Source organism: Mesorhizobium sp. XAP4, from assembly GCF_029269325.1.
GTDB classification, from domain to species: Bacteria; Pseudomonadota; Alphaproteobacteria; order Rhizobiales; family Rhizobiaceae; genus Mesorhizobium; species Mesorhizobium ciceri.
On sequence record NZ_JARIXW010000001.1, the window covers coordinates 834,953 to 856,769 of the forward strand.

The following is a 21,817-nucleotide window of genomic DNA, read 5'->3' on the forward strand; positions in this document are numbered from 1 at the left end:
CACAAAAATGTGCGATTGGCCGGAGATAGCGTTGCCGGGCAAGGCGGTTATGGTTTATGGCTGCTGCCGTCGATTAGTGCATGTCGTTCAAAAGTGGGGACCAGTTTTGAAACAATGGCATGTAACTGGCATTGAAATAGCGCCGAAAGGGCGAGATCCAATCATGTTCTTCAAGCGAGTTGGTCAATTGAAAGCACCGCAGAGGGCCGTTTTCCTGGCGCTTTCAGTAGTTGTTCCATCGCTCTTCCTGTCGGCCTGCATGTCGTCGGAGAAAGATATCGACCTGTCGACCTATGTCGACCAGACCGAGCCGGCCGATGTTCTCTACAACCAGGGCCTTGCCAATCTCAATGCCGGGCGCCTGCAGGAGGCGAGCCGCAAGTTCGACGCCGTCGACCGCCAGCATCCCTATTCGGAATGGGCCCGCAAATCGATGGTGATGGGCGCTTTCGCCGACTATCGCCAGGGCAATTACGATGAGGCTATCGGCTCGGCCAAGCGCTATCTCACGCTTTACCCGTCGACCGATGACGCTGCTTATGCGCAGTACATCATCGGCTTGAGCTACTACCGCCAGATCAAGGACGTGACGCAGGACCAGAAGGAAGCGCGTCAGACCGTTCAGACGATGCAGGATCTGGTGACGCGCTGGCCGACATCGGAATATGTCGACGACGCCAAGGAAAAGATCCGCTTCGCCAACGATCAGTTGGCAGGCAAGGAGATGCAGATCGGCCGCTACTATCTCGAGCGGCGTGAATACATCGCCGCCGTCAAGCGCTTCCGCACCGTGGTCGAGAACTATTCCAACACGCGCCATGTCGAGGAGGCGCTCGCACGTCTGACCGAAAGCTATTACGCGATGGGTCTGACTTCGGAGGCGCAGACCGCCGCCGCGGTGCTCGGCACCAACTACCCTGACAGCTCGTGGTACAAGGATTCCTACAAGCTCTTGCAGAGCAATGGGCTTGCACCGCGCGAAAATGCAGGGTCGTGGATATCCAAGGCCGGAAAGATGATCACCGGCGCCTGACGTATGAGCATCGACTGAAGCGTTCACAGCGCTTTTCGGATTGATCCGGTGCTCAAACAAAAAGATAGTGCGGCGCTGCGACTGCAAATGGTCGCGTGCCGTTCTAGATTCGGGTTCTGATGCTTTCCAGACTGTCGATCCGCGATATCGTCCTGATCGAGAAGCTGGATATCGACTTCCAGCCGGGTCTTTCGGTGCTGACCGGCGAAACCGGTGCCGGCAAATCCATCCTGCTCGATGCCCTGTCGCTGGCGCTCGGTGCGCGTGGCGACGCGTCGCTGGTGCGTCATGGCGCGGCGCAAGGCCAGGTCATCGCCGTCTTCGACGTGCCGCGCAATCATCCGGCGCGTGCGCTGCTTGCCGACAATGCGATTGAGGATGACGGCGACATCATCCTGCGCCGCCTGCAGACGGCGGATGGCCGCACCCGTGTCTTCGTCAACGATCAGCCTTCGAGCGTCACGCTGATGCGCGATGTCGGGCGCGCGCTGGTCGAGATCCACGGCCAGCACGATGAACGCGCGCTGGTCGATCCCGGCGCGCATCGCGAGGTGCTTGATGCTTTCGGTGGCCATCTCGGCGCCGTCCGCTCGACCGGCGAGGCATGGCGGCACTGGCGCGCCTGCGAGCAGGAGCTGTCGCGCCACCGCGCCAAGGTGGCGGCGGCCGCGCGCGAGGCCGACTATTTGCGCGCCGCGGTGGCGGAGTTGACGAAGCTCGATCCGCAGCCGGGTGAGGAGACGGATCTCGCCGAACTGCGCGCATCGATGATGCGAGTCGAGAAGATCGCTTCCGAAATCCATGATGCGCAGGATGTGCTGTCCGGCCCGTCCTCGCCCTTGCCGCAACTGGCCAGCCTGCTGCGGCGGCTGCAGCGCAAGGTGACTGAGGCGCCCGGCCTGCTCGACGACGTCGTCAAGTCGCTCGACGAGGCGATGTTGTCGCTTGACGCGGCGCAATCGGGGGTCGAGGCAGCACTGCGCGCCACCGAATATGATCCGCAGCGGTTGGAGAAGGCGGAGGAGCGGCTGTTTTCGCTGCGCGCGGCCTCGCGCAAGCACAGCGTCGCCGTCGACGATCTGGCGCAGCTTCGCGACACGATGTCGGCCGATCTTGCCGATCTCGATGCCGGCGAGGAGCGCCTGCACGGGCTGGAAAAGCAGGCCGCCGCGGCACGCGAGACCTACGACATTGCCGCCGCGCAGCTGTCCTCGCTTCGCCATGCGGCGGCGGTCGGCCTGACCAAGGCGGTGATGGCGGAATTGCCGGCACTCAAGCTCGAACGCGCCGCCTTTATCGTGGAAATGAAGAGCGAGGCCGAGAGCCGCATGGAAGAGGGCATCGACCAGATCGAATTTTGGGTGCGCACCAATCCAGGCACGCGGCCCGGGCCGATGATGAAAGTAGCGTCCGGCGGCGAACTTTCGCGCTTCCTTCTGGCGTTGAAGGTTGCGCTGGCCGACCGCGGCTCGGCGCCGACGCTGGTTTTCGATGAAATCGATACTGGGGTGGGCGGCGCTGTCGCCGACGCGATCGGCCAGCGGCTGGCGCGGCTGTCGAAGCGCGTCCAGGTGCTCTCGGTGACGCATGCGCCACAGGTCGCGGCACGCGCGGCGACGCATTTCCTGATCTCCAAATCCGGCACCACCGACCGTGTCGCCACCGGCATTGCCGAGATGGACCGGCCGGCGCGGCAGGAAGAGATCGCGCGCATGCTGGCCGGCGCCACCATCACCGACGAGGCCCGCGCCGCCGCCGAGCGGCTGCTGCGCGAAAATACCACGGCGGCATAAGAACAGCTGATGTCAGGGATCGAGTCAGGATATGGCTCCATCCTGCTGTTCAGGAATGATTTTCCAAGAATCCTGATCTATTGTGGCGGGCCACCGTCCGGGGAAGGAAAGTATGTCCGAAAAACCAGTCGATGCCCTGACCGAAAGCGAGGCCGAAGCCGAGCTGAAGCGCCTGGCGGAAGAGATCGCCGAGCACGACCGGCGCTACCATACCGAAGATGCGCCTGTTATCACCGATGCCGAGTATGATGCGCTGGCGCGGCGCAACCTTGCCATCGAGGAGCGCTTTCCGGCGCTGGTGCGCGAGGATTCGCCATCGCTCAGGGTCGGAGCAGCGCCCGCGGAAGGCTTTACCAAGGTGCGCCATGCCGTGCCGATGCTCAGCCTTGCCAAGGCCTATACCGACGATGATGTCACGGATTTCATCGAACGCGGGCGGCGGTTCTTCGATCGCGACAAGGAACTCGACATTGCGTTCACGGCCGAACCGAAGATCGACGGGCTATCGGCTTCGCTGCGTTACGAAAACGGTGTGTTCGTGCAGGGCGCAACGCGTGGCAACGGCGCCGTCGGCGAAGACATCACCGCCAATTTGAAGACCATCGCCGACATCCCTGCAAAGCTGAAAGGCTCGGGCTGGCCCGAAACCATCGAGATACGCGGCGAGGTCTACATGACCTATGCGGAATTCGAGGCGCTGAAGCAGCGCTCGGCCGCCGTCGGCGGCCAGGACTACGTCAATCCGCGCAACACGGCGGCCGGGTCGCTGCGCCAGAAGGATCCGTCCGTCACCGCCAGCCGAAACCTCAAATTCTTCGCCTATGCCTGGGGTTACACGACAGCGGATCCGGCTCCGACCCAGTATGATTCGGTGCAGAAATTCGCCGAGTGGGGGTTCAAGATCAGTCCGCTGATGGTGCGGGCGAAATCGGCCGAGGAGTTGATCGCGCATTATCATCGGATCGAGGAGCAGCGCTCCGCGCTCGGCTACGATATCGACGGCGTCGTCTACAAGGTCGACCAGCTGGAGTTGCAACGCCGCTGGGGCTTCGTCACCGGCGAACCGCGCTGGGCGATCGCGCATAAATTTCCGGCCGAACAGGCGATGACGACCGTTCAGAAGATCGACATCCAGGTCGGCCGTACCGGTACGCTGGCGCCGGTCGCGCGGCTGGCGCCGGTCACGGTCGGCGGCGTCGTGGTCGAGAACGTCACGCTGCACAATGAGGATTACATCAAGGGCCTGGACTCGACCGGCCAGCCGATCCGCGACGGCATCGACGTGCGCATCGGCGATACGGTCGTGATCCAGCGGGCAGGCGATGTCATTCCGCAGATCGTCAGCGTCGTCATCGACAAGCGGCCGGCCGATGCCGTGCCGTACGAATTCCCGCACACCTGTCCGATCTGCGGCTCGCCGGCGACGCGCGAGATCAACGAGAAGACCGGCAAGGAGGATTCCCGCCGCCGCTGCACCGGCGAGCTGATCTGCCCGGCGCAGGCGGTGGAAGGATTGCGCCACTTCGTGTCGCGCGGTGCCCTGGACATCGAAGGCCTTGGTGCCGAGAACATAGACACCTTCTTCAATGCGGGATTGATCAGGACCGCCGCCGATATTTTCACGCTCAGGGATCGCCGTCCGGCTGTCACCAGGGCGCTGGCGGAACGGCGCGAGGAACAGGCGAGGCAGCGCGAGGCCGCATCGGGCAAGACGCGCAAGAACGTGCGCAGCGTCGAGGACCGCAATTATGAGGGCCTCGACAAGCTGTTCGCGGCCATCGATTCGCGCCGCGAGCCGGAGCTCGATCGCTTCATCTTCGCGCTCGGCATCCGCCATATCGGCGAAACGACAGCCGCCGTGCTTGCCCGCACCTTCTCGACCATCGAGGAACTGATCCGCGTCGGCAAGGAGACAGCGGCAGCGGAGGATCCGCATAGTGTCTTCCCGTCGGTCAACGGCATTGGCGACACGGTGATCGATGCGCTTCGCGACTTCTTCGGCAATGAGCGCAATGACGACGTGCTTGATGCGTTGCTCCGCCAAGTCAAGCCGAAGCCGTATATCGTCAACGTCTCGGCCGACAGCGAGGTCGCCGGCAAGACGGTCGTCTTCACCGGCTCGCTGGAAAAGATGACACGCTCCGAGGCCAAGGCGATGGCGGAGCGCCTCGGCGCCAAGGTCGCGGGCTCGGTTTCGGCGAAGACGGATCTGGTGGTCGCCGGGCCGGGTGCCGGCTCCAAGCTCAAGCTCGCCAGCGAACTCGGCATCGAGGTCATCGACGAAGATGCCTGGCTGGCGCGGATCGGCAAGGCCTGATGGACGGCGCATTCAAAGGGTTCGGCCCAAAAGCCATTCCGTTCCTCAAGGCGCTGGATTTCCACCAGAACCGAGAGTGGTTTTGGGAGAACCGTGACCTGTTCGAACAGGAATTGCGCGATCCGCTCAGTGATCTCGTCGACGCGCTGACCGAGCGCTTCGCCGAGGCCGGGCTTGGCCTGCGCGGGGATCGCAAGAAGTCGCTGTTCCGCATCAATCGCGACGTGCGCTTCGCCAAAGACAAGCGGCCCTACAACAGGCATTTATCGGCCATCCTGTCGCCCGACGGCACCAAGATGGAGCAGGGCGTGTTCTACGTGCATATCGGGCTTGAGCGCTGCTTTGCCGACATTGCCTGGTGGCAGCCGGAGCCGGCGCTGCTGCTGGCGATGCGCAAAGCCATCGCGACGAAGCCGGACAGGTTTCGCGCCCTGGTGGCGGCGTTGAAGAAGAACCGGCTTGAACTCGAGACCGAAGGCCGCATGAAGCGTACGCCACGCGGCTTCGAGGAAATCAGCGATGCCGACCTTGTCGCCGCCATCCGCAACCGGCATTTTGTCGTCCAGCATGTTATCGATCCCGGGGGAATCCATACGGCTGATCTGGTCGACGAGCTCGTCGATTTCACCTTGCGCGCCAAGCCGCTGCTCGACTGGGGCAGGGCGATCGAGGGCAAGATCCTGAAGGAATAAGCGTCTAACTCAGCCGATCCAGCGATCATTTCCGCTGATCGTTTGGCTCAAGCGAATTCGTGTGACACGGCAAGCCGCGCCACCTACATACCGCGCTTCCCTTGTTGTTGTGCATGTCGTTACCCCCTTTTGGGCGACATGCATCAGGAGTGGTTGATGGCGACGGACGTAATTTCCGAGAGCGGCGACAGAAGCGATTTCTGGCAAGGCGTGCGGCTGTCGATGCCTGTGGTGGTGGCCTCGGCGCCGTTTGCGGTGCTGTTCGGCGCGCTGGCCGTGGACAATGGCTTCTCGGTCCTGGAAGCCTTTCTGATGAGTGCGCTGGTCTATGGCGGCGCCAGCCAGATGGTCGGCATCCAGCTGTTCGGCCAGCATGTGGCGCCGTGGCTGATCGTGCTGTCGATCTTCGCCGTCAATTTCCGCCACGTGCTCTATTCCGCCGGCATCGGCCGGCGCATCGCGCACTGGCCTGTCATCCAGCAGGTACTAGGCTATTTCATCCTCACCGATCCGCAATTCGCGGTGGCCGAGGCGAGGGCGCAATCCGGCCAGACGGTCGGCTTTGCCTGGTATCTGGGACTTGGCTTGCCTGTCTATCTGTTCTGGATCGTCGAAAGCGCGCTTGGTGCGCTGTTCGGCAAGCTGATCCCCGACACGCACGCGCTGGGCATCGATTTCCTGCTGCCGATCTATTTCCTCGGTCTCGTGCTGGGCTTCCGCAAGCGGCCTCTGTGGCTGCCGGTGGTCATTGCCAGCGCTGCCGCCTCCATCATCGCCTACAAGACCGTGGGCTCGCCCTGGCATGTCTCGATTGGCGCTGTTGCCGGTGTGCTGCTGGCGGTCATCCTGCCTCCCCACCATAGCGGCGTAAAGGCACGGCCATGAGCACGACCTTCTGGATCATTATCGCCGGCGCAATCGCGACCTATCTGACGCGCATCGGCGGGCACCTGGTGATATCGCGCTTCGATACCATCCATCCCCGCGTCGAGGCCGGCCTCAATGCCGTGCCGGCGGCGGTGCTGACGACGCTGGTAGCGCCCGAGCTGTTGAACGCCGGCCCGGCGGAATGGGCCGCACTGGTGGTCACCGCCGTGGTTTCGCTGCGCGGTGGGTTGATGGCGATGTTTTTGGCGGGCGCGGCGGTATTGATCGTGGCGCGGCAGTTCGTCGGGTAGGGCGTATCGATATTCAGGTGATGACGGCCTGCAAACGGCGGCTTCCTGCGCTTCCCCGTTCTACCGCGTCGCGGTAGAACTGAGCTCACGTACCCAAAAGTACGCTCCGCTCCGGTTCACGGAACCCATCGTTTTCGGCTCGTCCTGACCTGAATTCCGCCACGCCCTCGGCGCCTCAGAAAATCAGATCTTCGCGTCGTGCGGCAGCGGCGCGGTGGCCTTCTCCAGCCAGGCCAGCGTTTCGCCGTCGAGCATCGGGCCGATTTCGGCCAGCACGCGCGCGTGGTACGAGTCCAGCCAATGCAGCTCGTCACGCGTCAGAAGGTCCGACTGCACCAGCCTGGTATCGATCGGCGCCAGCGTCAGCGTCTCGAAGCCGTGCATGGCGATGTCGCCGCCCTCGATCTCTTGCGCCGGCGTCACCAGGATCAGGTTCTCGATGCGGATGCCGTAGGAGCCTTCCTTGTAGTAGCCGGGCTCGTTGGACAGCATCATGCCTTCGAGCAGCTTTTCGGTGCCGGTGCGGGCGATACGCTGCGGGCCTTCATGCACGGCCAGATACGAGCCGACGCCATGGCCGGTGCCGTGGGCGAAGTCGCAGCCGTGCTTCCACAGCGCCATGCGCGCGACGGCATCGATCTCGGAGCCGCGCGTGCCGGCGGGAAAGCGCAAGGTGGAAATGCCGATCATGCCTTTCAGCACCAGGGTGAAGCGTTCGCGCATCTCCTGCGTCGGCTGGCCGATCGGCACGGTGCGGGTGATGTCGGTAGTGCCGTCCTGATACTGCGCGCCGGAATCGAGCAGGAACAGCTCGCCGGCCTGCAGCTTGCGGCTGGTGGCGCGCGACACGCGGTAATGCATGATGGCGCCGTTCGGGCCGGCGCCCGAAATGGTGTCGAAGGAGACGTCGCGCAGCGGCATCTGGGTTTCCTCGCCGGTCCGCCGGCGCTGTTCCTCCAGCCTGGTGACGACAGCGATCTCGTCGATCGAGCCGGGTTTTTGCCGCTCCAGCCAGCACAGCAATTTCGCCACGGCCGCACCGTCACGCCGATGCGCGGCGCGCGAGCCGTTGATCTCGGCCTGGTTCTTGGTGGCGCGCGGGATTCGGGCAGGATCTGCTGCTGCAATGACGGCGCCGCCATTGTCCTCGACCAGCATGCGCAGCCGGTCAGCCGCCAGCACCGGGTCGAGCGCGATTTTCGCGCCACTCTTGGCAAGCGCTGTGATCGCGGCTTCGAATTCGCCGGGCTCATGCGGCTCGGCGAGCTGGGTGAGGTAGGCGGCGACCTGGCGCGAGAATTTGCGCTTATCCATGAAAAGCTGGTGCGACCCATCGGCGGCGAGGATGGCGAAGCCGAGCGCCAGCGGCGTGTGCGGCACGTCGCCGCCACGGATGTTGAAGGCCCAGGCGATGGAGGAGGGGTCGGTCAGCACCGCATGGGTGGCGCCGTCCTTGGCGATCGCCGCCGCCAGCCGCGCCAGCTTGTCCTTGGCGAGCTCGCCGGCAAAGCCGATCGGGTGGAGCTCGACCGGGGCCACCGGCGCGTCGGGCTGATCCTTCCAGATGATGTCGATCGGGTTCTTGTCGAGCGGCACCAGTACGGCGCCGTTCTTGTCGACTGAGGCCTGCAGCGCCTTGACCTCGCTGATCGTGTGCAGCCATGGATCGAAGCCGAGCCGTGCGCCCTTGCCAAGATTGTCTTTCAGCCAGACAGCCGGCGGATTGTCGACCAGGCTTTCGATCGAAAAGACGTCGAGATCGACCTCGCTGCGCACCTGCAGCGTGTAGCGCCCGTCGACAAAGACGAAGGCGCGGTCGCGCAGGACGATGGCGACGCCGGCCGAGCCGCTGAAGCCGGTCAGCCATTTCAGCCGCGCCGAACGATCGGCGACATATTCGCCCTGATGCTCGTCGGCACGCGGGACGATGAAGCCGTCCAGCCCGTTAACTTCAAGCCATTGGCGCAGCAGCGCCACGCGCGGTTTGCCGACGGCCGGGTCGCCCGCGGAATCGAAGGTCTGGAACATGGTGGGCCTCCTGCAGTCCGCGCAACCGTAACGTACGGTCGCGGAAATCGGAATCGATTTCCGGCTGCGTGCAACCTGCTACAGCATCGCCGGACTGACAACTGGGGGAATTTGGTCCAGGCTCGGTCGGTGCCGGTCTAGTGCTTCAGGTGGATCGTCACCCAGCCCTCGCGGTGCAAGGTTCTGACATGGCGGAAATTCTGGCCGACATAGGCCGAGATGACCGCGTCCCGCTGGCGCTCGAGGATGCCCGACAGCACGATCGAGCCGCCAAGTGCGATATGATGGGCCATTTGCGGCGCCAGCCGCATCAGCGGCCGCGCCAATATGTTGGCGACGATCAGATCGAAGGGCGCGCGCTTGCCGAAGATCGGATGGTGAAAGCCGGGCGCGGTTGCTGTTTCCACCAGTGCCTTGACGTGGTTGAGCCGCGCATTGGCGGCAGCCACCCGCACCGCCACCGGATCGATGTCGGTGGCCAGCACCGGAATATGCGCCAGCTTGGCGACGGCGATCGCCAGTACCGCGCTGCCGGTGCCGAGGTCGAGCGCATTGCGCGGGTGTTCGCGCCGGACCACTCTTTCCAGCATTTCCAGGCAGCCGGCGGTGGTGCCGTGATGGCCGGTGCCGAAGGCGAGGCCGGCTTCGATTTCGATGGCGAGTTCGCCGCTGTGGCGTTTCCTGCGGTCATGTGCGCCGTGGACGAAGAAACGTCCGGCACGCACCGGCTTCAGCTCTTCCAGCGAATGCGCCACCCAGTCGATGTCGGGCAGGGGCTCGCGCTCGATCGGCTTCGACAGGGAAAGGCCGGCAAGGATGTCCTTCAAGCGGGTCTCGACCGCATCGACGTCGCCATCGGCATAGAGCGACACTTCGTGGATGTCCTTGTCCTCGTCGACCTCCAGGACGGCGATCGGCAGCCCCTCTTCCTCGAAGGCCGCCTCAAGCGCCGCGAAAATGCTGACGGACTCGATCTTTCCGGTGGTGAAGTAAAGGCGCGTCTGGGTCATGAAATGGTAATCAGCCTTTCGCCGCCAGCCGCTTCAGCTTGGCGATGGCCGTATCGGCGCTTTCGCCGTAGGCGATTGTGCCGGCAAAATCGCCCTTGGCGTTGAGCAGCAGCACCGAGGCGGTATGATCCATCGTGTAGTCGCCGTCGCCAGTGTCGACCTTCTTCCAATAGATGCCGAACGACTTGGCCATGGCATGGACCTTGTCCGGAGCGCCCGTGATGCCGACGATACGGTCGGAGAAATTGCTGACATAGGCGTTCATCACCTCAGGCGTGTCGCGCTCCGGATCGACCGATACGAAATAGGCGTGCAGGTTCTTGCCGTCGTCGCCGAGCGTCTTCAGCCAGCCGGCCAGTTCGAACAGCGTGGTCGGGCAGACCTCGGGGCAATGGGTGAAGCCGAAGAAGACGACGCTGGGCTGGCCCCGGAAGGCGGCTTCGGTGATCGGCGCGCCTTTCTGGTCGACCAGAGTAAAGGCGGCCCCGAATGGCTCGCCGCCATAGTGGCCGCGATACCAGTCGAAGGTCAGCCAGCCGATGCCGGCCGCCATCAGGACGAGAATACCGACCAGGATAGAACGCATCATCAGAAAAGTCCGTCTGCAGAAATCGTCGCGCCGGCTCAATGCCGCGCCTGTGTGACAGTCTTAGCGGTTTGGCCCCGCACAGGCAAAGTGCCGCGTTGCCGCAACCGCTGCGGTGTCGACCTATGTGCTTGCAAAGCCGGGCTGCTCGCCCCACCTGTGACCGGCAACTCGAACCGCAGGAGGGTCCCTTGCAACGACTGATTGGGCACGGACTGATTGGGCGAAGACTGATCGGCGGTGCCTTGGCCGCGTGCGTTGTCCTAGGTGCCGGGGCCGCTGTGGCCGATGAAGTCGGCAAGGTCGGCGTCGACTGGCTCGGCAACGACATCATCGTCGAGGCGATCAAGGACCCCAAGGTGGAGGGCGTGACCTGCCATGTCTCCTATTTCGATCGCGGCATCATCGATCGCCTGCACAAGGGCAACTGGTTCGAGGATCCGTCCGATTCCTCGATCTCCTGCCGCCAGACCGGCCCGATCACCATCGGCGACATCGACATGAGCGAGGGCGGCGAGGAAGTGTTCAAGCAAGGCATCAGCCTGATCTGGAAGAAGCAGGTGGTGAACCGTATCTACGACAAGGCCAACGAGACGCTGATCTATCTCTCGCATTCGCGCCAGGTGCAGAACGGCTCGGCGAAAATGTCGGTCACCACCGTGCCGCTCTACGGCCAGAACGTGGTGTGGAGCAAAGGCAAGCCGCAATAGGCGATTCAGTTCCTTCCCGGGCGCACGATTGGCCCCGCTTGCGGGACCAATCGCCTGGGCGAATCCTTGCCGGGAAACGATCTGACGGACGATTGGCCCCGCTTGCGGGACCAATCGCCTAGGGGTAAAGCCGCCGGCATGGACCGTTCCGAAGATCTCGTCCCGAAAGACCCCGAGCCACGCATCCATCCGACCGCGGAGTTGAAGGCGTGCAAGCTTGGGCGTTATGCCTCGATCGGCGAGCGGGTGGTGCTTCGCGAGGTCACCGTCGGCGACTTCTCCTATTTCGAACGCCATTCGGAAGCGATCTACACGACGATCGGCAAATTCTGCTCGATCGCCGCCAACAGCCGCATCAATGCGCTGGAGCATCCCATAGAGCGGCTGACCCAGCACAAGCTCAGCTACCGGCCGAACGAGTATTTTCGCTGGCTGGGCGTCGATGCCGCCTTCCGCGAACGGCGGCAGGCGAAAGCCGTGACCATCGGCCATGATGTCTGGATCGGCCACGGCGCGGTGATCATGCCCGGGGTCACCATCGGCAATGGCGCGGTGGTTGGCGCCAACGCAGTGGTGACGCGTGATGTGCCGCCCTACGCGATCGTCGCCGGCGTGCCGGCGAAGGCTCTCCGGCCACGCTTCGCTCCGGATATCGCGGCGCGGATCGAAGCTCTCGCCTGGTGGAACTGGCCGGTCGAAAAGCTCGCCAGAGCGGTTCCCGACATGCAGGCAATGCCGATCGAAGCATTCCTCGATCGTTGGGAAAACGACGCCATCTGACCAGCTCAAGACGTCGACGGTAACCAATTTTCTTAACGTAAAATATTAAAGTTAAGAAATGGAAAACGGATTGTATCCGTGAAATTAAACACCCCAAGGTTGCAAGACTTTCGGCAAAATGCACTACTCGTTTCGGGGGTAAGTCGTAAGAAGTCGAAGAAAACACTACTAGCAACAATGGAGAGAAGTCATGAAGAAGTTCGCTTTTGTACTCACCGCTGCTATGGTTTCGTTCTCGACTGTCGGCGCCTATGCCGGCGGCTGGGGAGGTAGCTCGGGTAGCCTGATCAATGTGTCGCCGTCCATCGGTGTCGGCCAGGTGACCGCGCTCAATGGCATCCTGAGTGGCAACAACATCCTGAGCGGCAATGTCGTCCAGGGCATTCTGAACGGCAACAAGACCAACGTCCTTACCGGCGTTCTCAGCGGTATCGGCGTCAATGTCCTTGGCGGCAACAGCTACAAGCTGGGCGGCCGTCACTGAGCAGGAAAGTCACGGGCATCCTTATGTCACGTGTCGTGGGCAGGAGGGTCTTCAACACCCTCCTGCCTCCGCTTGTGGGCCTACCCAGTCAAGCGCGGGAATGAGCTAGATCTTCGCCCGCAGGCCCACAAATGCATCGACCGTGTGTTCGCGCTCGTCGATCACGGTCTTGAAGGTCTCGGAAACGTCGACGCGAACGACAATGGCCATCGATTTGGTCGCGTTGTAGGTCGCTTCGGCATAGACGCCCTTGCGGCGCTCCTGGTTCTCGTAGAGCAAATTGTCCTTGAGCTCATAGAAGATGCCGGAAGCGATGCCGAGGTTTTCGCGCACCTTCATGCCCAGTTCCAATTCCGCGCGCTGCAGCCACGAAGCCAGGGGGTCGTCGGTTTCGGACGTTTCATAGCGACCGAAATAGGTGCCGCGCAGCTCGAAGCCGTGCGGCAGAGGCTTGCCGAACGTGACTTGCCAGGTCGGACGCCAGCGCTGGTAGATGTTATCGGCGCCACGCAGGAACTGCGCACCCAGCGCCACGCCGAGCGTCGAACCATCGGTGGCCTTGTAGGCCGCCTCGGCGCGCAGCGTATAGGCGTTGAACGACAGGAACAGCGGCGGGTAACCGATTTCCTCGACGCTGGCGAAGAGCGCAGACGCGGACGCGCCGAAGGCAAGCTGGCCAACTGTCCGGGTGACCCGAGCCGCCAACTGGAAGAGATTGCGGTCGGCATGCAGCTTCGCCGGCAAGATAAGATCTTCCTGGAAATGCGTCGCGCCGAGCTTTTCGTAGCTGTCGGCGGCCTCGAGGATCAGCGATGTGGCGTTGCCGAGGTCGATGCCGAGTTGTGTCTGGGCGCCGAAGACCTGCTTGAACTCGCGCGTACCCAGCGTCAGCGGGCCGATATCCAGATTGTCGCCGGTGCTGGAGACGCGATAGCTCAGCGATCCCCTCAGTTCGAGGCCCGGGCCGAGCCGGCGGAAGGCCTCGGCCGACAGCGACAATCCGCGGTCGTCCTCGATCGACGTCTTGTCGTAATGCGTTACCTGGAAGTCCGCGCTGAATTTCGCGTTGGCGTCGTTGTCGCCCCATTGCTGCTGCAGCGAACCGCGCAACAGTGTGTACCAGTCCTTGGCCGCATGGTCGCTGTCCAGCGCGTTGTTGGTCCAATGCCTTTCGAGACTGCCGGTGATTGTCGGATCGGTCGCTATTTCGGCAGCCGGTGCTGTTGATGGTTCTGCCCTGGCGGTCACGGCCGCGCAGGCCATCAGCAGGCCTAGGCCGGCGCTGCCAAGCAATCTGCGGGAAAGTGGAGCGACCGTCTGTCCTTCTGCCGGTCGGCGCTTTCGGGAAACCATGCTCCGCGCTCTCCGGACTGAAACCCCTTCCGCCATGCGGGGGTGGCGCAGCGGAAGGGGCTGGAGGTAAACCGCTGTGAAGCGGAAGGAACAGGCACTCTTGCCTGCAGGAGTACTGTGGCATTGAACCCATAAGGTGTGTTTTCCAGACTATTCTCCCTATGCGTGTAGGCAATTGTACCTGAGGTATTTGTTCGCATCGGGAACCTGAAGCGGTCGCTGATTGTTTCTCATCGCGCCGCAGCGTCGAGGATTTCGATAGATGGAAAAGCATTTCACCAAGGTTGCCAACTGGGTCGCCCGCATAGCCGGCCTGCCGCCGACATTCGCCGTCTGTTGCCTCATCATCATCGCCTGGGGGGTGAGCGGTCCGTTCTTCGGCTTTTCGGACACTTGGCAACTTGTCATCAACACGGGCACGACCATCATCACCTTCCTGATGGTCTTCCTGATCCAGAACACTCAGAACCGCGACGGCGCGGCGATCCAGGCCAAGCTCGACGAACTGATCCGGGTCGGCAAGGGCCACAACCACTTCATCGGCATCGAGCATCTGACCGAATCCGAAGTCGAGGAAATCCGCGCCAAATGCGAGCGTGCGGCAAAGCGGCATGACGAACAGATCGCCGACATCGCGGCGAAGAAGGCCGTGGCACAGAAGCGCGGGTCGAAAAAGCAAGCGGCCTGAAGATCAGCCTTTCATGAAGGCTGCGAAACTGCCTTTGTGGTCCGGATGCCAGCGCGACAAAGCGGGGCGGTTCTCGATGATGTCGCCGATCGCCCAGGCCATGCGCTTTTCATCCAGCGGCCGGGCCGCCTCATTGTCCGGGCACAGGATGTAGAAATCTCCCCTGGTCAGGGATTCCAGCATGAAATCCACAACCTGTTCGCCGGTCCAGGCGCCGGCCGGTTTTTCCGTCGCACCCTCGGTCAGACCGGTAAAGGTGAAGCCGGGGATCAGCAGATGGGCAGCGACATGGGCGCCGGGTTCGTTGCGCAACGCGTGCGCCAGGCCTTCCGTGAAGGCTTTCACTCCTGCCTTGGAGACATTGTAGGCAAGATTGCCGGGCGGCGTGGTGATGCCTTGCTTGGAGCCGGTGTTGACGATCAGACCCGGCCTGGCCGAGGCCAGCATGCGCGGCGCGAAGGCCTCCACGCCATGCACAACGCCCCAGAAATTGATGTCCAGCAGCCGTTTCCAGGCATCGCGGTTTTCCCACGGCTTTCCGGGGTTGTCGCCCACGCCGGCATTGTTCATCAGCAGCGACACGCCGCCGAAGGCGCCGAACGCCCTCTCGGCGAGACGGTCCATCTCATCCGCCTTCGAAACGTCGGCGGCGACGGCAAGCACGGCACCGTCGCCGGCAATCGCGGAAACGGCGCGCGAGGCGTCGTCAAGTCGCGCGCCGCCAATGTCGGCCAGCACGATCTTCATGCCTAGCAATGCAAGCCGCTTGGCGGCCGCCAGACCGATGCCGCTGGCAGCGCCGGTGATCACGGCGGCATTGCCTGGAGCAAGCGCGGGCAGGGCGGTCTGGATCTCGGCGTCGGTGATCATGGGCGATGGATTCCTTGTTCGATGGCGCCGAACTTAGCGCCGGAACGGGCCGGTGCAAGCCTCTGCTCGTCTTGTCGGGTTGACCAGTCCGGCCGAGGCTGCGCATGTTGCCCTTTGTCCCCGCAAAAGAGATTTAGGCCTGGGGACAAACGGAGGTTCCTGATTGACGGACTGGGTTGCAATTCTGAAGGAGCAGACCGCCATTGGCGACCAGATGGGCCGCGAGGTGCCGCAGATGCTGGCCAATCCCGACATCAGCGAAGCGCAGGTGAAGACACTCTTCTCCGCGCTGGAGAAACAAGCCGAGTTCGTCGAGAAACTGCGCATGGCGCTGGAAAAATTCGGCCATGATTTCTCGATCATCAAGGCCGCGGAACGGCTGGAGGAGCTCTATGCCGACCTCGCCGCATCGGTGGCGGAAAAACTGAAAGCGATGCGCAAGTAGGGCAACTCTGGGAAAGCCGTGCGGCGCTCTGCCTTGAAAATGTGTGAAGACAGCTACTTTTCGATCACCCGCGCAAAGCGCCTATCCGGTACGAGCCATATCATCGCGACCAGCACATAGAGCGCGACGCCGATCCACTGGCTGACGAAGGTCAGCACGACGGCCACGATATAGACAGCCAGCGAGAGCTTCCCCTTGCGGTCATTACCCAGCGCCTTGGCAAAGGCGGTATCATTGCCGTGCAGGCGATGCAGCGCGGCGGCGAGTATGGTGTAGGCGATGGCGCATAGCGCGAGGTCGGTACCATAGACTGCTACCGGCACCGGCGCAAAGTGGTTCTCGCCCATGAAGGCTGTGGTCACCGGCATCAGCGACAGCCAGAACAGCAGATTGAGGTTCGCCCACAGCACGCGCCCGTCGACCCGCTGAACGGTGTGGAACATGTTGTGCAGATTGTTCCAGTAGATGCCGACATTGATGAAGGACAGCACATAGCAGAAGAAGATCGGCCACAACGGCACCAAGGCGGAGAAATCCTCGCCATGCGGCACTTTCAACTCAAGCACCATGATGGTGATGATGATAGCCACGACGCCATCGGTGAATGCCTCGACCCTGCCTTTGCCCATGGATGCCACCTTTGCCCGCGATGAATTGTCGAAAGAGAGTAACGCTAGCGGATGTTGAGGAGCCAATAAATGGCAACCGCGAAATTCCTCAACCATGTCCAAGGAAAATCCGGCATCAGTCCCGCTGGCCAGGACTGTTACGGCCACCCACCTGTTGACTTTTCTTGGCTTGGCCGCTCCTCTTGCAGGGCAATCTTGGCCGAAGCAGGTGAACGGCCGGGATTCGAATGGAGGGGACCGATGAGATTTCGTTTTCTGCTTGTGGCCGCGACCATCCTGGCCGCGGTGTTCGGGACGTCCGCCGCGGCCTTCGCCTACAGCGCTCACACCTCGACCAACCTCAACGTCCGCAGCGGGCCGGGAGCGGGATACGCCAGGGTGGGAACGCTGCCCGCCGGCTTCAGGGTCAATGTCACCGGCTGCCAGCCGGGCTGGTGTAGAATCCATGGCGGCGGCGTGAGCGGCTGGGCCAGCGCCGGTTATCTTGAACGCTCCCAGATCGTTCGCCCGCCAATCATCATCGTGCGTCCGCCGCATCGGCCGCCACACTGGCACAAGCCGCACCGTCCTCCGCACCATCGGCCGCCGCACAGGCCGCGTCCCGGCAAGTGCAAGATCGCGCCCGGCTTTGCTTGCAGGTAACGCCGACCGGTTGAACGATAGATGACGGATCGGAGCCGCTGGCCCCGATCCGAGCCTGTTCAGCCGGCGGACATCCCGCTCAAGCAATGTCCACCGTGCTGTCAGGAGCCTGCCTGTCGGTTGGAACGTCGTGGATGAAACCGCGTTAGATCCTCGATCCCCGAAATTGGTGACGAGGTTGGCCATGGCCATTCGCGATTTTGCGCATACGCACGAAGGGGCAGGTGGCGATGCTCTCGCAATCCCCACCGTCGCCGCGATGATTGCGGTGCTGTTTGCCGGCAGCACGGTGCTGACGCCGCTCTACATCGTCTACAAGCAGCAATTCGGCTTTTCACAAATCACCCTGACGCTGATCTACGCCGTGTATGTCGTCGGCAATCTGGCGGCACTTCTGATGTTGGGCAGCGTCTCCGATATTGTCGGACGCCGGCCCGCGAGCCTGGCGGCCATGCTCGTCGCCATCGTCAGTGCGCTTGTCTTCCTGTTTGCCGTAAACGTCGTCTCGCTCGACGTCGCCCGCATCCTGAGCGGGCTTGGCATCGGCGTCGGCGCGGGGACCGGAACCGCGTGGATTGCCGAGCTTCTTCCCGGCGCGGACAAGTCGCGCGCCAGTGTGATTGCCACCAGCACCAATTTCCTCGGCCTCGGCCTCGGCGCACTGATTTCGGGATTTCTGGCTGAATACGAGCCATGGCCGTTGCGGCTGATCTTCATCGTCTATCTGGCAGCACTTGTGGTGGTGACGATCCTGGTCTGGCGCACTCGCGAAACGGTGGCGAAGCCGGGCGGCGGCCTCGGGCGGATCTCCTTGCGGCCGCGACTTTCCGTCCCGGAGGAAATCCGTGCGCGCTTCGTCGCGCCGGCGGTGACCGGCTTCGGCGCGATGGCGCTGGTCGGGTTCTACGCCGCGTTGGCGCCGAGCATCCTGGCGCAGCAGCTGCATGAGACCAACCATGCCGTCGCCGGCGCGCTGTTCTTCGAGCTGGCGATCGTCACCGCGATCAGCATTGTCGTTCTGATGCACATGAAGAGCAATAAGGCGATGCTGGCTGCGCTGGCATTGATGATCCCAAGCGTCTTGTTGGTGGTGGCGGCGCAGATATTGGCCTCGATGGCACTGATGGTTGCTGCGACGGCCTGTTGCGGCGTTGCGGCGGCGCTTGGTTACCGTGGCGGCCTGCAAGTGGTGAACGAGATCGCGCCCAAGGATCGTCGCGCCGAAGTGGTGTCCAGCTTCTTCATCTGCTGCTTTGTCGGCAACGCCTTGCCCGTCATCGGCATCGGCATCGTTTCGACCTATGCCAGTCCCGTCGCTGCCAGCCTGGCGTTCGCCGGCATGATCGTGGTGTTTGCGTTGGTGGCGCTGGCTTTTGGGCTGAAACAACAACGGCGTTGAGGGCCTGGAGCGGTCCAGCGGAACCGGGTTGGCTTCAGCCGTTCGGTGTTTCAGGCGAAAGATGCGCGCGTCCGCGCGGCACGCCAAGACCGGTGTCCGGCGGCTCGCCGGCGGCCGGCCTGTCCTCGATCATGTGCGTGGTGCGCCAGCGGCCGAAACGATAGTAGGCCGCCGCCAGTACAAGCGAGCTGATCGAACCCGCCGGGAAGCTCCACCACAACGCTTCCTCGCCGATCACGCCACGCATGAAATAGGCAAAGCCGGTGCGCACGACCAGCACCGAAATGACCAGGATGATCAGCGGCGGCATCACGGCACCCGTGGCTCGTACGGTGGCAAACAGCACGATGGTTATGCCGAACAGGATGAACGACCACGAGGCGACATTGTTGATGTGGACGGCGATGTCGATCGCCGCGCTGTCGCGGCTCAGGAACAGGCTCAGCACCGAACGGTCGAAAACCGACAGCACGGCAACCAGTGCGCCGGTCAGGACGAGGTTGAAGCCGACGCCTGAGGCGGCGATGCGGCCGATCCGGTCCCAGCGCCCGGCGCCGACATTCTGTGCCGCCATCGAGGACACCGCGGCGCCGATGGCGAGCGCCGGCATCTGGATGTAGGTCCACAGCTGGGCGGCGATGCCGTAGGCGGCGGCGACCTGTGAGCCGTAGGAATTGACGATGCCCATCACCGTCAGTGCCGCCGCCGAAATGACGATCATCTGCAGGCCCATCGGCACGCCCTTGAAGACGACGATGCGCAGCAAGGTGGGATCGGGCCGCAGCAGAGCGAGGTTGGCGCCGGCCAGCCGCAGCGGATGCTTGCGCACATAGAGCACGATCAGGATGGCGATCACGCTAACCGTCTGGCCGATCAGCGTGGACGTGGCGGAGCCCGCGATGCCGAGTTCGGGAAACGGTCCGATGCCGGCGATGAGCAATGGGTTGAGCACGATGTCGAGGACGACGGCCAGCGCCATGAAGAAGAAGGGGGTGCGTGAATCGCCGGCACCGCGCAGCACGGTCATGACGAAGGACAGAAGGTTCATCATCGGCACGGCGACGAAGATGATGCGCAGATAGGAGCGCGCCAGCGGCAAGGCGTCGGCCGGTGTGCCGAGCGTGTTGAGAATGGCGTCAACCCAGATCCAGCCGCAGACCGCGAAGACAACCGAGACGAGGAAGAAGAACGTCGCGCTGGTGCCGACAATGCGGCGCGCCTCGGGCAGGTCGCGGGCACCGACCGACTGGGCCACCAGGATGGTGGCCGCCATGCCGATGCCGAACACAGTGCCGAGGATCAGGAACAGGACGAGGTTGGCGTTAGAGGTGGCGGTCAGCGCCGATTCGCCGAGAAAACGGCCGACCCAGACGGCGTTGATCGAGCCGTTGAGCGACTGCAGCACGTTGGAGCCGAGCACCGGCAGGGCGAACAGCAGAAGCGTGCGCGGGATCGGGCCGCTGGTCAGGTCGCCGGTGCGCCGGCGCGCGGGCATTTTTTCGTCCATGGCGGGCAACTCGGCGGATGGTGATTTGGATCCAGTCCACGATGATATCGCAGGCGGGACCGAGATGCACCCTTGCGAACGCGCGGCTGAAAGGCCGCTGCCCCGTTCATGCCTGCCGCGAGCCCAGCGGGCGCGCCAAGCGCGCCCGCCCGTGCAGTGGCCGTTACTTCCCGGCGAGACCCGGCAGCGTGACCTGATAGACCAGGAACATGGTGTCGACATCGGCGCCGTCTTCCGCCTTGTAGGGTGCGCCGACCTGAAAACCGTCCTGGGCGAGGAAGTCGTTGTCGTTGGCGACGAACAGGAAGTAGTCGTCGGGCAGCTTCGGATCGAGAACGCTGACCACCGACATCGCCTCCCACTTCTCCGACAGGTTGTTCTTGTCGTTCGGCGCGCCATTGTGCAGGCCGAAGCGGCCGAGTTCGCCCTTGTCGTTGATGTCGATGAACGGCGTCAGCTTGGCCGGCATCACCGACGGGTCGAGCACGCCCTTGGGCGCCAGCGGCTTGTCGGCGGCATCGAAGGCGCCGCCGGCGATGTCGGTCGCGGCCGAGACGTCGACGACGAAGATCTGGCGCACCAGCGAGGTGTCGCCCTTCAGCCCCTGGCCGTTGCCGCTGTCGCGCGCCAGCATCAGGAAGGTCTTGTCGGAGAGCGCCACGATCTCGCTCTGCGCGGCGATCTTGGTCTTGCCCTTGGCATCCTTGAACACCGGCAACGGCACGACATACTCATGCGCCAGTTTGAGGTGGGCGAGGTCGGACGCGTCATAGACCAGCGCACGCGTGTTCTGGCGCGTCGCGGGCGAATCGCCGCCATCCTGCCGGGGCGCCGATTGCAGCACCGCGATCAGGAACTTGCCGTCCGGCGTCATCGCCATTCCCTCCAGGCCCTGGTTGTTCTGGCGGCCGGTCTCGGGGTCCTTCGGATCGGGCTCGGCGGCACCGGGTCCCGGATTGTCCGAGGCGAAGTTCGGCGTGCCGTGGCGCATCGGCACGAAGGCGGCCGATGGCTGGGTTGCCGACAGCAGATGCCCGTCGGCGGAAAACCGATAGATGTTCGGGCCGTATTCGTCGGAGATGAACATCGAACCATCGGGCAGCCGCACGATCGCCTCGTTGTCGAGCGCCAGCTTGCCATTGTCGGCTTGCGGCAGGATCGGCATGTCGCCGCTTGCCGCGCGCACGCCGTTGAGCGGGTCGAGGCCTGTGGCATCAGCCCCCTTGTCGTCGGTGAGAAGCATGGTGTCGGCGAGCGTTGCCTTGACGCCCGTCTGCTCCTGGCCGGCAGCAGGTGCCGCGCCCGGTGCGACCGGAGCAAATTCGATGGCGATCGTGTTGAGGCGCGGCCGGTAGTCGGTGGTGCCGACGACATTGTAGCCACGGTCCGGCAACAGCCAGAGCGAACCCCTGTAGCCGGCGGTGTCATGCGTCCAGCCTGATGCGTCGATCGCCATGCCGGAACCCGAGCCGAAGGTCTCGCCGAACTTGTCGCGCTGAGCGGCCGGGATGCGGCCGACGCCGACCAGCCCCTTGTTGACGAGGCCGCCGACGGTCGCGGTGCTGTCGGCGAGCGCCGGCGCCAAGGCGGTGAACAAGGCCAGCGCGACGCCAAGCGACGCGGGTCGATACAGGTGCTTCATGGATAATCCTCTTTGTGACGGATGTGCCGGA

Annotated in this window: 21 protein-coding genes; 13 read left to right on the plus strand and 8 right to left on the minus strand. The window is 63.4% G+C overall.

The window, feature by feature from the left end; genetic code table 11:
- Positions 1–163: 163 nt before the first annotated feature.
- From P3C39_RS04205 to P3C39_RS04230, 6 genes are all read left to right on the plus strand, one after another.
- Positions 164–1,033: an outer membrane protein assembly factor BamD gene (locus tag P3C39_RS04205; protein WP_013530965.1), complete on the plus strand. Its 870-nt coding sequence runs from the start codon at positions 164–166 to the stop codon at positions 1,031–1,033.
- 119 nt (positions 1,034–1,152) lie between these two features.
- The gene (gene recN / locus P3C39_RS04210; RefSeq protein ID WP_063172486.1) at positions 1,153–2,826 is read left to right on the plus strand and encodes a DNA repair protein RecN; all 1,674 of its coding nucleotides are present in this window, start codon (positions 1,153–1,155) and stop codon (positions 2,824–2,826) included.
- 112 nt (positions 2,827–2,938) lie between these two features.
- Positions 2,939–5,143 carry an NAD-dependent DNA ligase LigA gene (ligA, locus tag P3C39_RS04215; RefSeq protein ID WP_275952736.1) on the plus strand — a complete coding sequence of 735 codons (2,205 nt, stop codon included), beginning with the start codon at positions 2,939–2,941 and terminating at the stop codon, positions 5,141–5,143.
- Positions 5,143–5,835 (plus strand): TIGR02453 family protein, encoded by a 693-nt coding sequence (locus tag P3C39_RS04220; protein ID WP_275952737.1) that lies wholly within the window; start codon positions 5,143–5,145, stop codon positions 5,833–5,835. The genes ligA and P3C39_RS04220 overlap by 1 nt, the downstream gene beginning before the upstream one ends.
- Positions 5,836–5,991: 156 nt before the next feature.
- Positions 5,992–6,720: an AzlC family ABC transporter permease gene (locus tag P3C39_RS04225; RefSeq protein ID WP_013530969.1), complete on the plus strand. Its 729-nt coding sequence runs from the start codon at positions 5,992–5,994 to the stop codon at positions 6,718–6,720.
- Positions 6,717–7,013 (plus strand): AzlD family protein, encoded by a 297-nt coding sequence (locus P3C39_RS04230; RefSeq protein ID WP_013530970.1) that lies wholly within the window; start codon positions 6,717–6,719, stop codon positions 7,011–7,013. The genes P3C39_RS04225 and P3C39_RS04230 overlap by 4 nt, the downstream gene beginning before the upstream one ends.
- A 183-nt stretch (positions 7,014–7,196) precedes the next feature.
- Here the strand turns inward: P3C39_RS04230 and P3C39_RS04235 are convergent, their stop codons facing one another.
- The 3 genes from P3C39_RS04235 to P3C39_RS04245 form a co-directional block, all read right to left on the minus strand.
- Complete coding sequence (locus P3C39_RS04235) at positions 7,197–9,041, minus strand: aminopeptidase P family protein (RefSeq protein ID WP_275952738.1); 1,845 nt, start codon at positions 9,039–9,041, stop codon at positions 7,197–7,199.
- A 137-nt stretch (positions 9,042–9,178) separates the two neighbouring features.
- A complete protein-coding gene (locus tag P3C39_RS04240) occupies positions 9,179–10,051 on the minus strand; it encodes a 50S ribosomal protein L11 methyltransferase (RefSeq protein WP_013530972.1) in 873 nt (290 codons plus the stop codon).
- Positions 10,052–10,061: 10 nt separating this feature from the next.
- Positions 10,062–10,640: an SCO family protein gene (locus P3C39_RS04245; RefSeq protein WP_013530973.1), complete on the minus strand. Its 579-nt coding sequence runs from the start codon at positions 10,638–10,640 to the stop codon at positions 10,062–10,064.
- Between the two features lie 188 nt (positions 10,641–10,828).
- On the opposite strand from P3C39_RS04245, the gene P3C39_RS04250 reads away from it, so the two are divergent.
- The 3 genes from P3C39_RS04250 (at position 10,829) to P3C39_RS04260 (ending at position 12,611) form a co-directional block, all read left to right on the plus strand.
- Positions 10,829–11,347, plus strand: a complete 519-nt coding sequence (locus P3C39_RS04250; protein ID WP_024501452.1) for a CreA family protein — start codon at positions 10,829–10,831, stop codon at positions 11,345–11,347.
- Positions 11,348–11,485: 138 nt separating this feature from the next.
- Positions 11,486–12,127 (plus strand): DapH/DapD/GlmU-related protein, encoded by a 642-nt coding sequence (locus tag P3C39_RS04255; RefSeq protein WP_275952740.1) that lies wholly within the window; start codon positions 11,486–11,488, stop codon positions 12,125–12,127.
- 190 nt (positions 12,128–12,317) lie between these two features.
- Positions 12,318–12,611, plus strand: a complete 294-nt coding sequence (locus P3C39_RS04260) for a hypothetical protein (RefSeq protein ID WP_013530976.1) — start codon at positions 12,318–12,320, stop codon at positions 12,609–12,611.
- A 105-nt stretch (positions 12,612–12,716) separates the two neighbouring features.
- Here the strand turns inward: P3C39_RS04260 and P3C39_RS04265 are convergent, their stop codons facing one another.
- A complete protein-coding gene (locus tag P3C39_RS04265) occupies positions 12,717–13,964 on the minus strand; it encodes a hypothetical protein (protein ID WP_275952741.1) in 1,248 nt (415 codons plus the stop codon).
- A gap of 262 nt (positions 13,965–14,226) precedes the next feature.
- Between P3C39_RS04265 and P3C39_RS04270 the strand changes: the two genes are divergently transcribed.
- A complete protein-coding gene (locus tag P3C39_RS04270) occupies positions 14,227–14,652 on the plus strand; it encodes a low affinity iron permease family protein (protein ID WP_013530978.1) in 426 nt (141 codons plus the stop codon).
- Between the two features lie 3 nt (positions 14,653–14,655).
- Here P3C39_RS04270 and P3C39_RS04275 read toward each other — a convergent pair whose 3' ends face one another.
- Entirely contained in the window at positions 14,656–15,522 is an 867-nt protein-coding gene (locus P3C39_RS04275) for an SDR family NAD(P)-dependent oxidoreductase (protein WP_275952742.1), read from the minus strand.
- A 163-nt stretch (positions 15,523–15,685) separates the two neighbouring features.
- Between P3C39_RS04275 and P3C39_RS04280 the strand changes: the two genes are divergently transcribed.
- Positions 15,686–15,967, plus strand: coding sequence for a hypothetical protein (locus P3C39_RS04280; protein ID WP_027160626.1), 282 nt, complete (start codon positions 15,686–15,688; stop codon positions 15,965–15,967).
- Between the two features lie 53 nt (positions 15,968–16,020).
- Here P3C39_RS04280 and P3C39_RS04285 read toward each other — a convergent pair whose 3' ends face one another.
- The gene (locus P3C39_RS04285; RefSeq protein WP_013530981.1) at positions 16,021–16,596 is read right to left on the minus strand and encodes a TMEM175 family protein; all 576 of its coding nucleotides are present in this window, start codon (positions 16,594–16,596) and stop codon (positions 16,021–16,023) included.
- Positions 16,597–16,836: 240 nt separating this feature from the next.
- On the opposite strand from P3C39_RS04285, the gene P3C39_RS04290 reads away from it, so the two are divergent.
- Positions 16,837–17,238: an SH3 domain-containing protein gene (locus tag P3C39_RS04290; protein ID WP_275952743.1), complete on the plus strand. Its 402-nt coding sequence runs from the start codon at positions 16,837–16,839 to the stop codon at positions 17,236–17,238.
- A gap of 184 nt (positions 17,239–17,422) precedes the next feature.
- Complete coding sequence (locus P3C39_RS04295; RefSeq protein WP_275952744.1) at positions 17,423–18,637, plus strand: MFS transporter; 1,215 nt, start codon at positions 17,423–17,425, stop codon at positions 18,635–18,637.
- 34 nt (positions 18,638–18,671) lie between these two features.
- Here the strand turns inward: P3C39_RS04295 and P3C39_RS04300 are convergent, their stop codons facing one another.
- Positions 18,672–20,132: an MATE family efflux transporter gene (locus P3C39_RS04300; RefSeq protein ID WP_244506837.1), complete on the minus strand. Its 1,461-nt coding sequence runs from the start codon at positions 20,130–20,132 to the stop codon at positions 18,672–18,674.
- A gap of 175 nt (positions 20,133–20,307) precedes the next feature.
- Positions 20,308–21,786 (minus strand): esterase-like activity of phytase family protein, encoded by a 1,479-nt coding sequence (locus P3C39_RS04305; protein ID WP_275952745.1) that lies wholly within the window; start codon positions 21,784–21,786, stop codon positions 20,308–20,310.
- Positions 21,787–21,817: the final 31 nt, after the last annotated feature.

Coding starts and splice junctions, on each gene's coding strand:
- P3C39_RS04205 (WP_013530965.1), top strand. CDS start 164: ATGTTCTTCAAGCGAGTTGGTCAATTGAAAGCACCGCAGAGGGCCGTT.
- P3C39_RS04255 (WP_275952740.1), top strand. CDS start 11,486: ATGGACCGTTCCGAAGATCTCGTCCCGAAAGACCCCGAGCCACGCATC.
- P3C39_RS04285 (WP_013530981.1), bottom strand. CDS start 16,596: ATGGGCAAAGGCAGGGTCGAGGCATTCACCGATGGCGTCGTGGCTATC.
- ligA (WP_275952736.1), top strand. CDS start 2,939: ATGTCCGAAAAACCAGTCGATGCCCTGACCGAAAGCGAGGCCGAAGCC.
- P3C39_RS04265 (WP_275952741.1), bottom strand. CDS start 13,964: ATGGTTTCCCGAAAGCGCCGACCGGCAGAAGGACAGACGGTCGCTCCA.
- P3C39_RS04275 (WP_275952742.1), bottom strand. CDS start 15,522: ATGATCACCGACGCCGAGATCCAGACCGCCCTGCCCGCGCTTGCTCCA.
- P3C39_RS04270 (WP_013530978.1), top strand. CDS start 14,227: ATGGAAAAGCATTTCACCAAGGTTGCCAACTGGGTCGCCCGCATAGCC.
- P3C39_RS04260 (WP_013530976.1), top strand. CDS start 12,318: ATGAAGAAGTTCGCTTTTGTACTCACCGCTGCTATGGTTTCGTTCTCG.
- P3C39_RS04235 (WP_275952738.1), bottom strand. CDS start 9,041: ATGTTCCAGACCTTCGATTCCGCGGGCGACCCGGCCGTCGGCAAACCG.
- P3C39_RS04240 (WP_013530972.1), bottom strand. CDS start 10,051: ATGACCCAGACGCGCCTTTACTTCACCACCGGAAAGATCGAGTCCGTC.
- P3C39_RS04290 (WP_275952743.1), top strand. CDS start 16,837: ATGAGATTTCGTTTTCTGCTTGTGGCCGCGACCATCCTGGCCGCGGTG.
- P3C39_RS04230 (WP_013530970.1), top strand. CDS start 6,717: ATGAGCACGACCTTCTGGATCATTATCGCCGGCGCAATCGCGACCTAT.
- P3C39_RS04220 (WP_275952737.1), top strand. CDS start 5,143: ATGGACGGCGCATTCAAAGGGTTCGGCCCAAAAGCCATTCCGTTCCTC.
- P3C39_RS04305 (WP_275952745.1), bottom strand. CDS start 21,786: ATGAAGCACCTGTATCGACCCGCGTCGCTTGGCGTCGCGCTGGCCTTG.
- P3C39_RS04295 (WP_275952744.1), top strand. CDS start 17,423: ATGGCCATTCGCGATTTTGCGCATACGCACGAAGGGGCAGGTGGCGAT.
- recN (WP_063172486.1), top strand. CDS start 1,153: ATGCTTTCCAGACTGTCGATCCGCGATATCGTCCTGATCGAGAAGCTG.
- P3C39_RS04245 (WP_013530973.1), bottom strand. CDS start 10,640: ATGATGCGTTCTATCCTGGTCGGTATTCTCGTCCTGATGGCGGCCGGC.
- P3C39_RS04300 (WP_244506837.1), bottom strand. CDS start 20,132: ATGCCCGCGCGCCGGCGCACCGGCGACCTGACCAGCGGCCCGATCCCG.
- P3C39_RS04225 (WP_013530969.1), top strand. CDS start 5,992: ATGGCGACGGACGTAATTTCCGAGAGCGGCGACAGAAGCGATTTCTGG.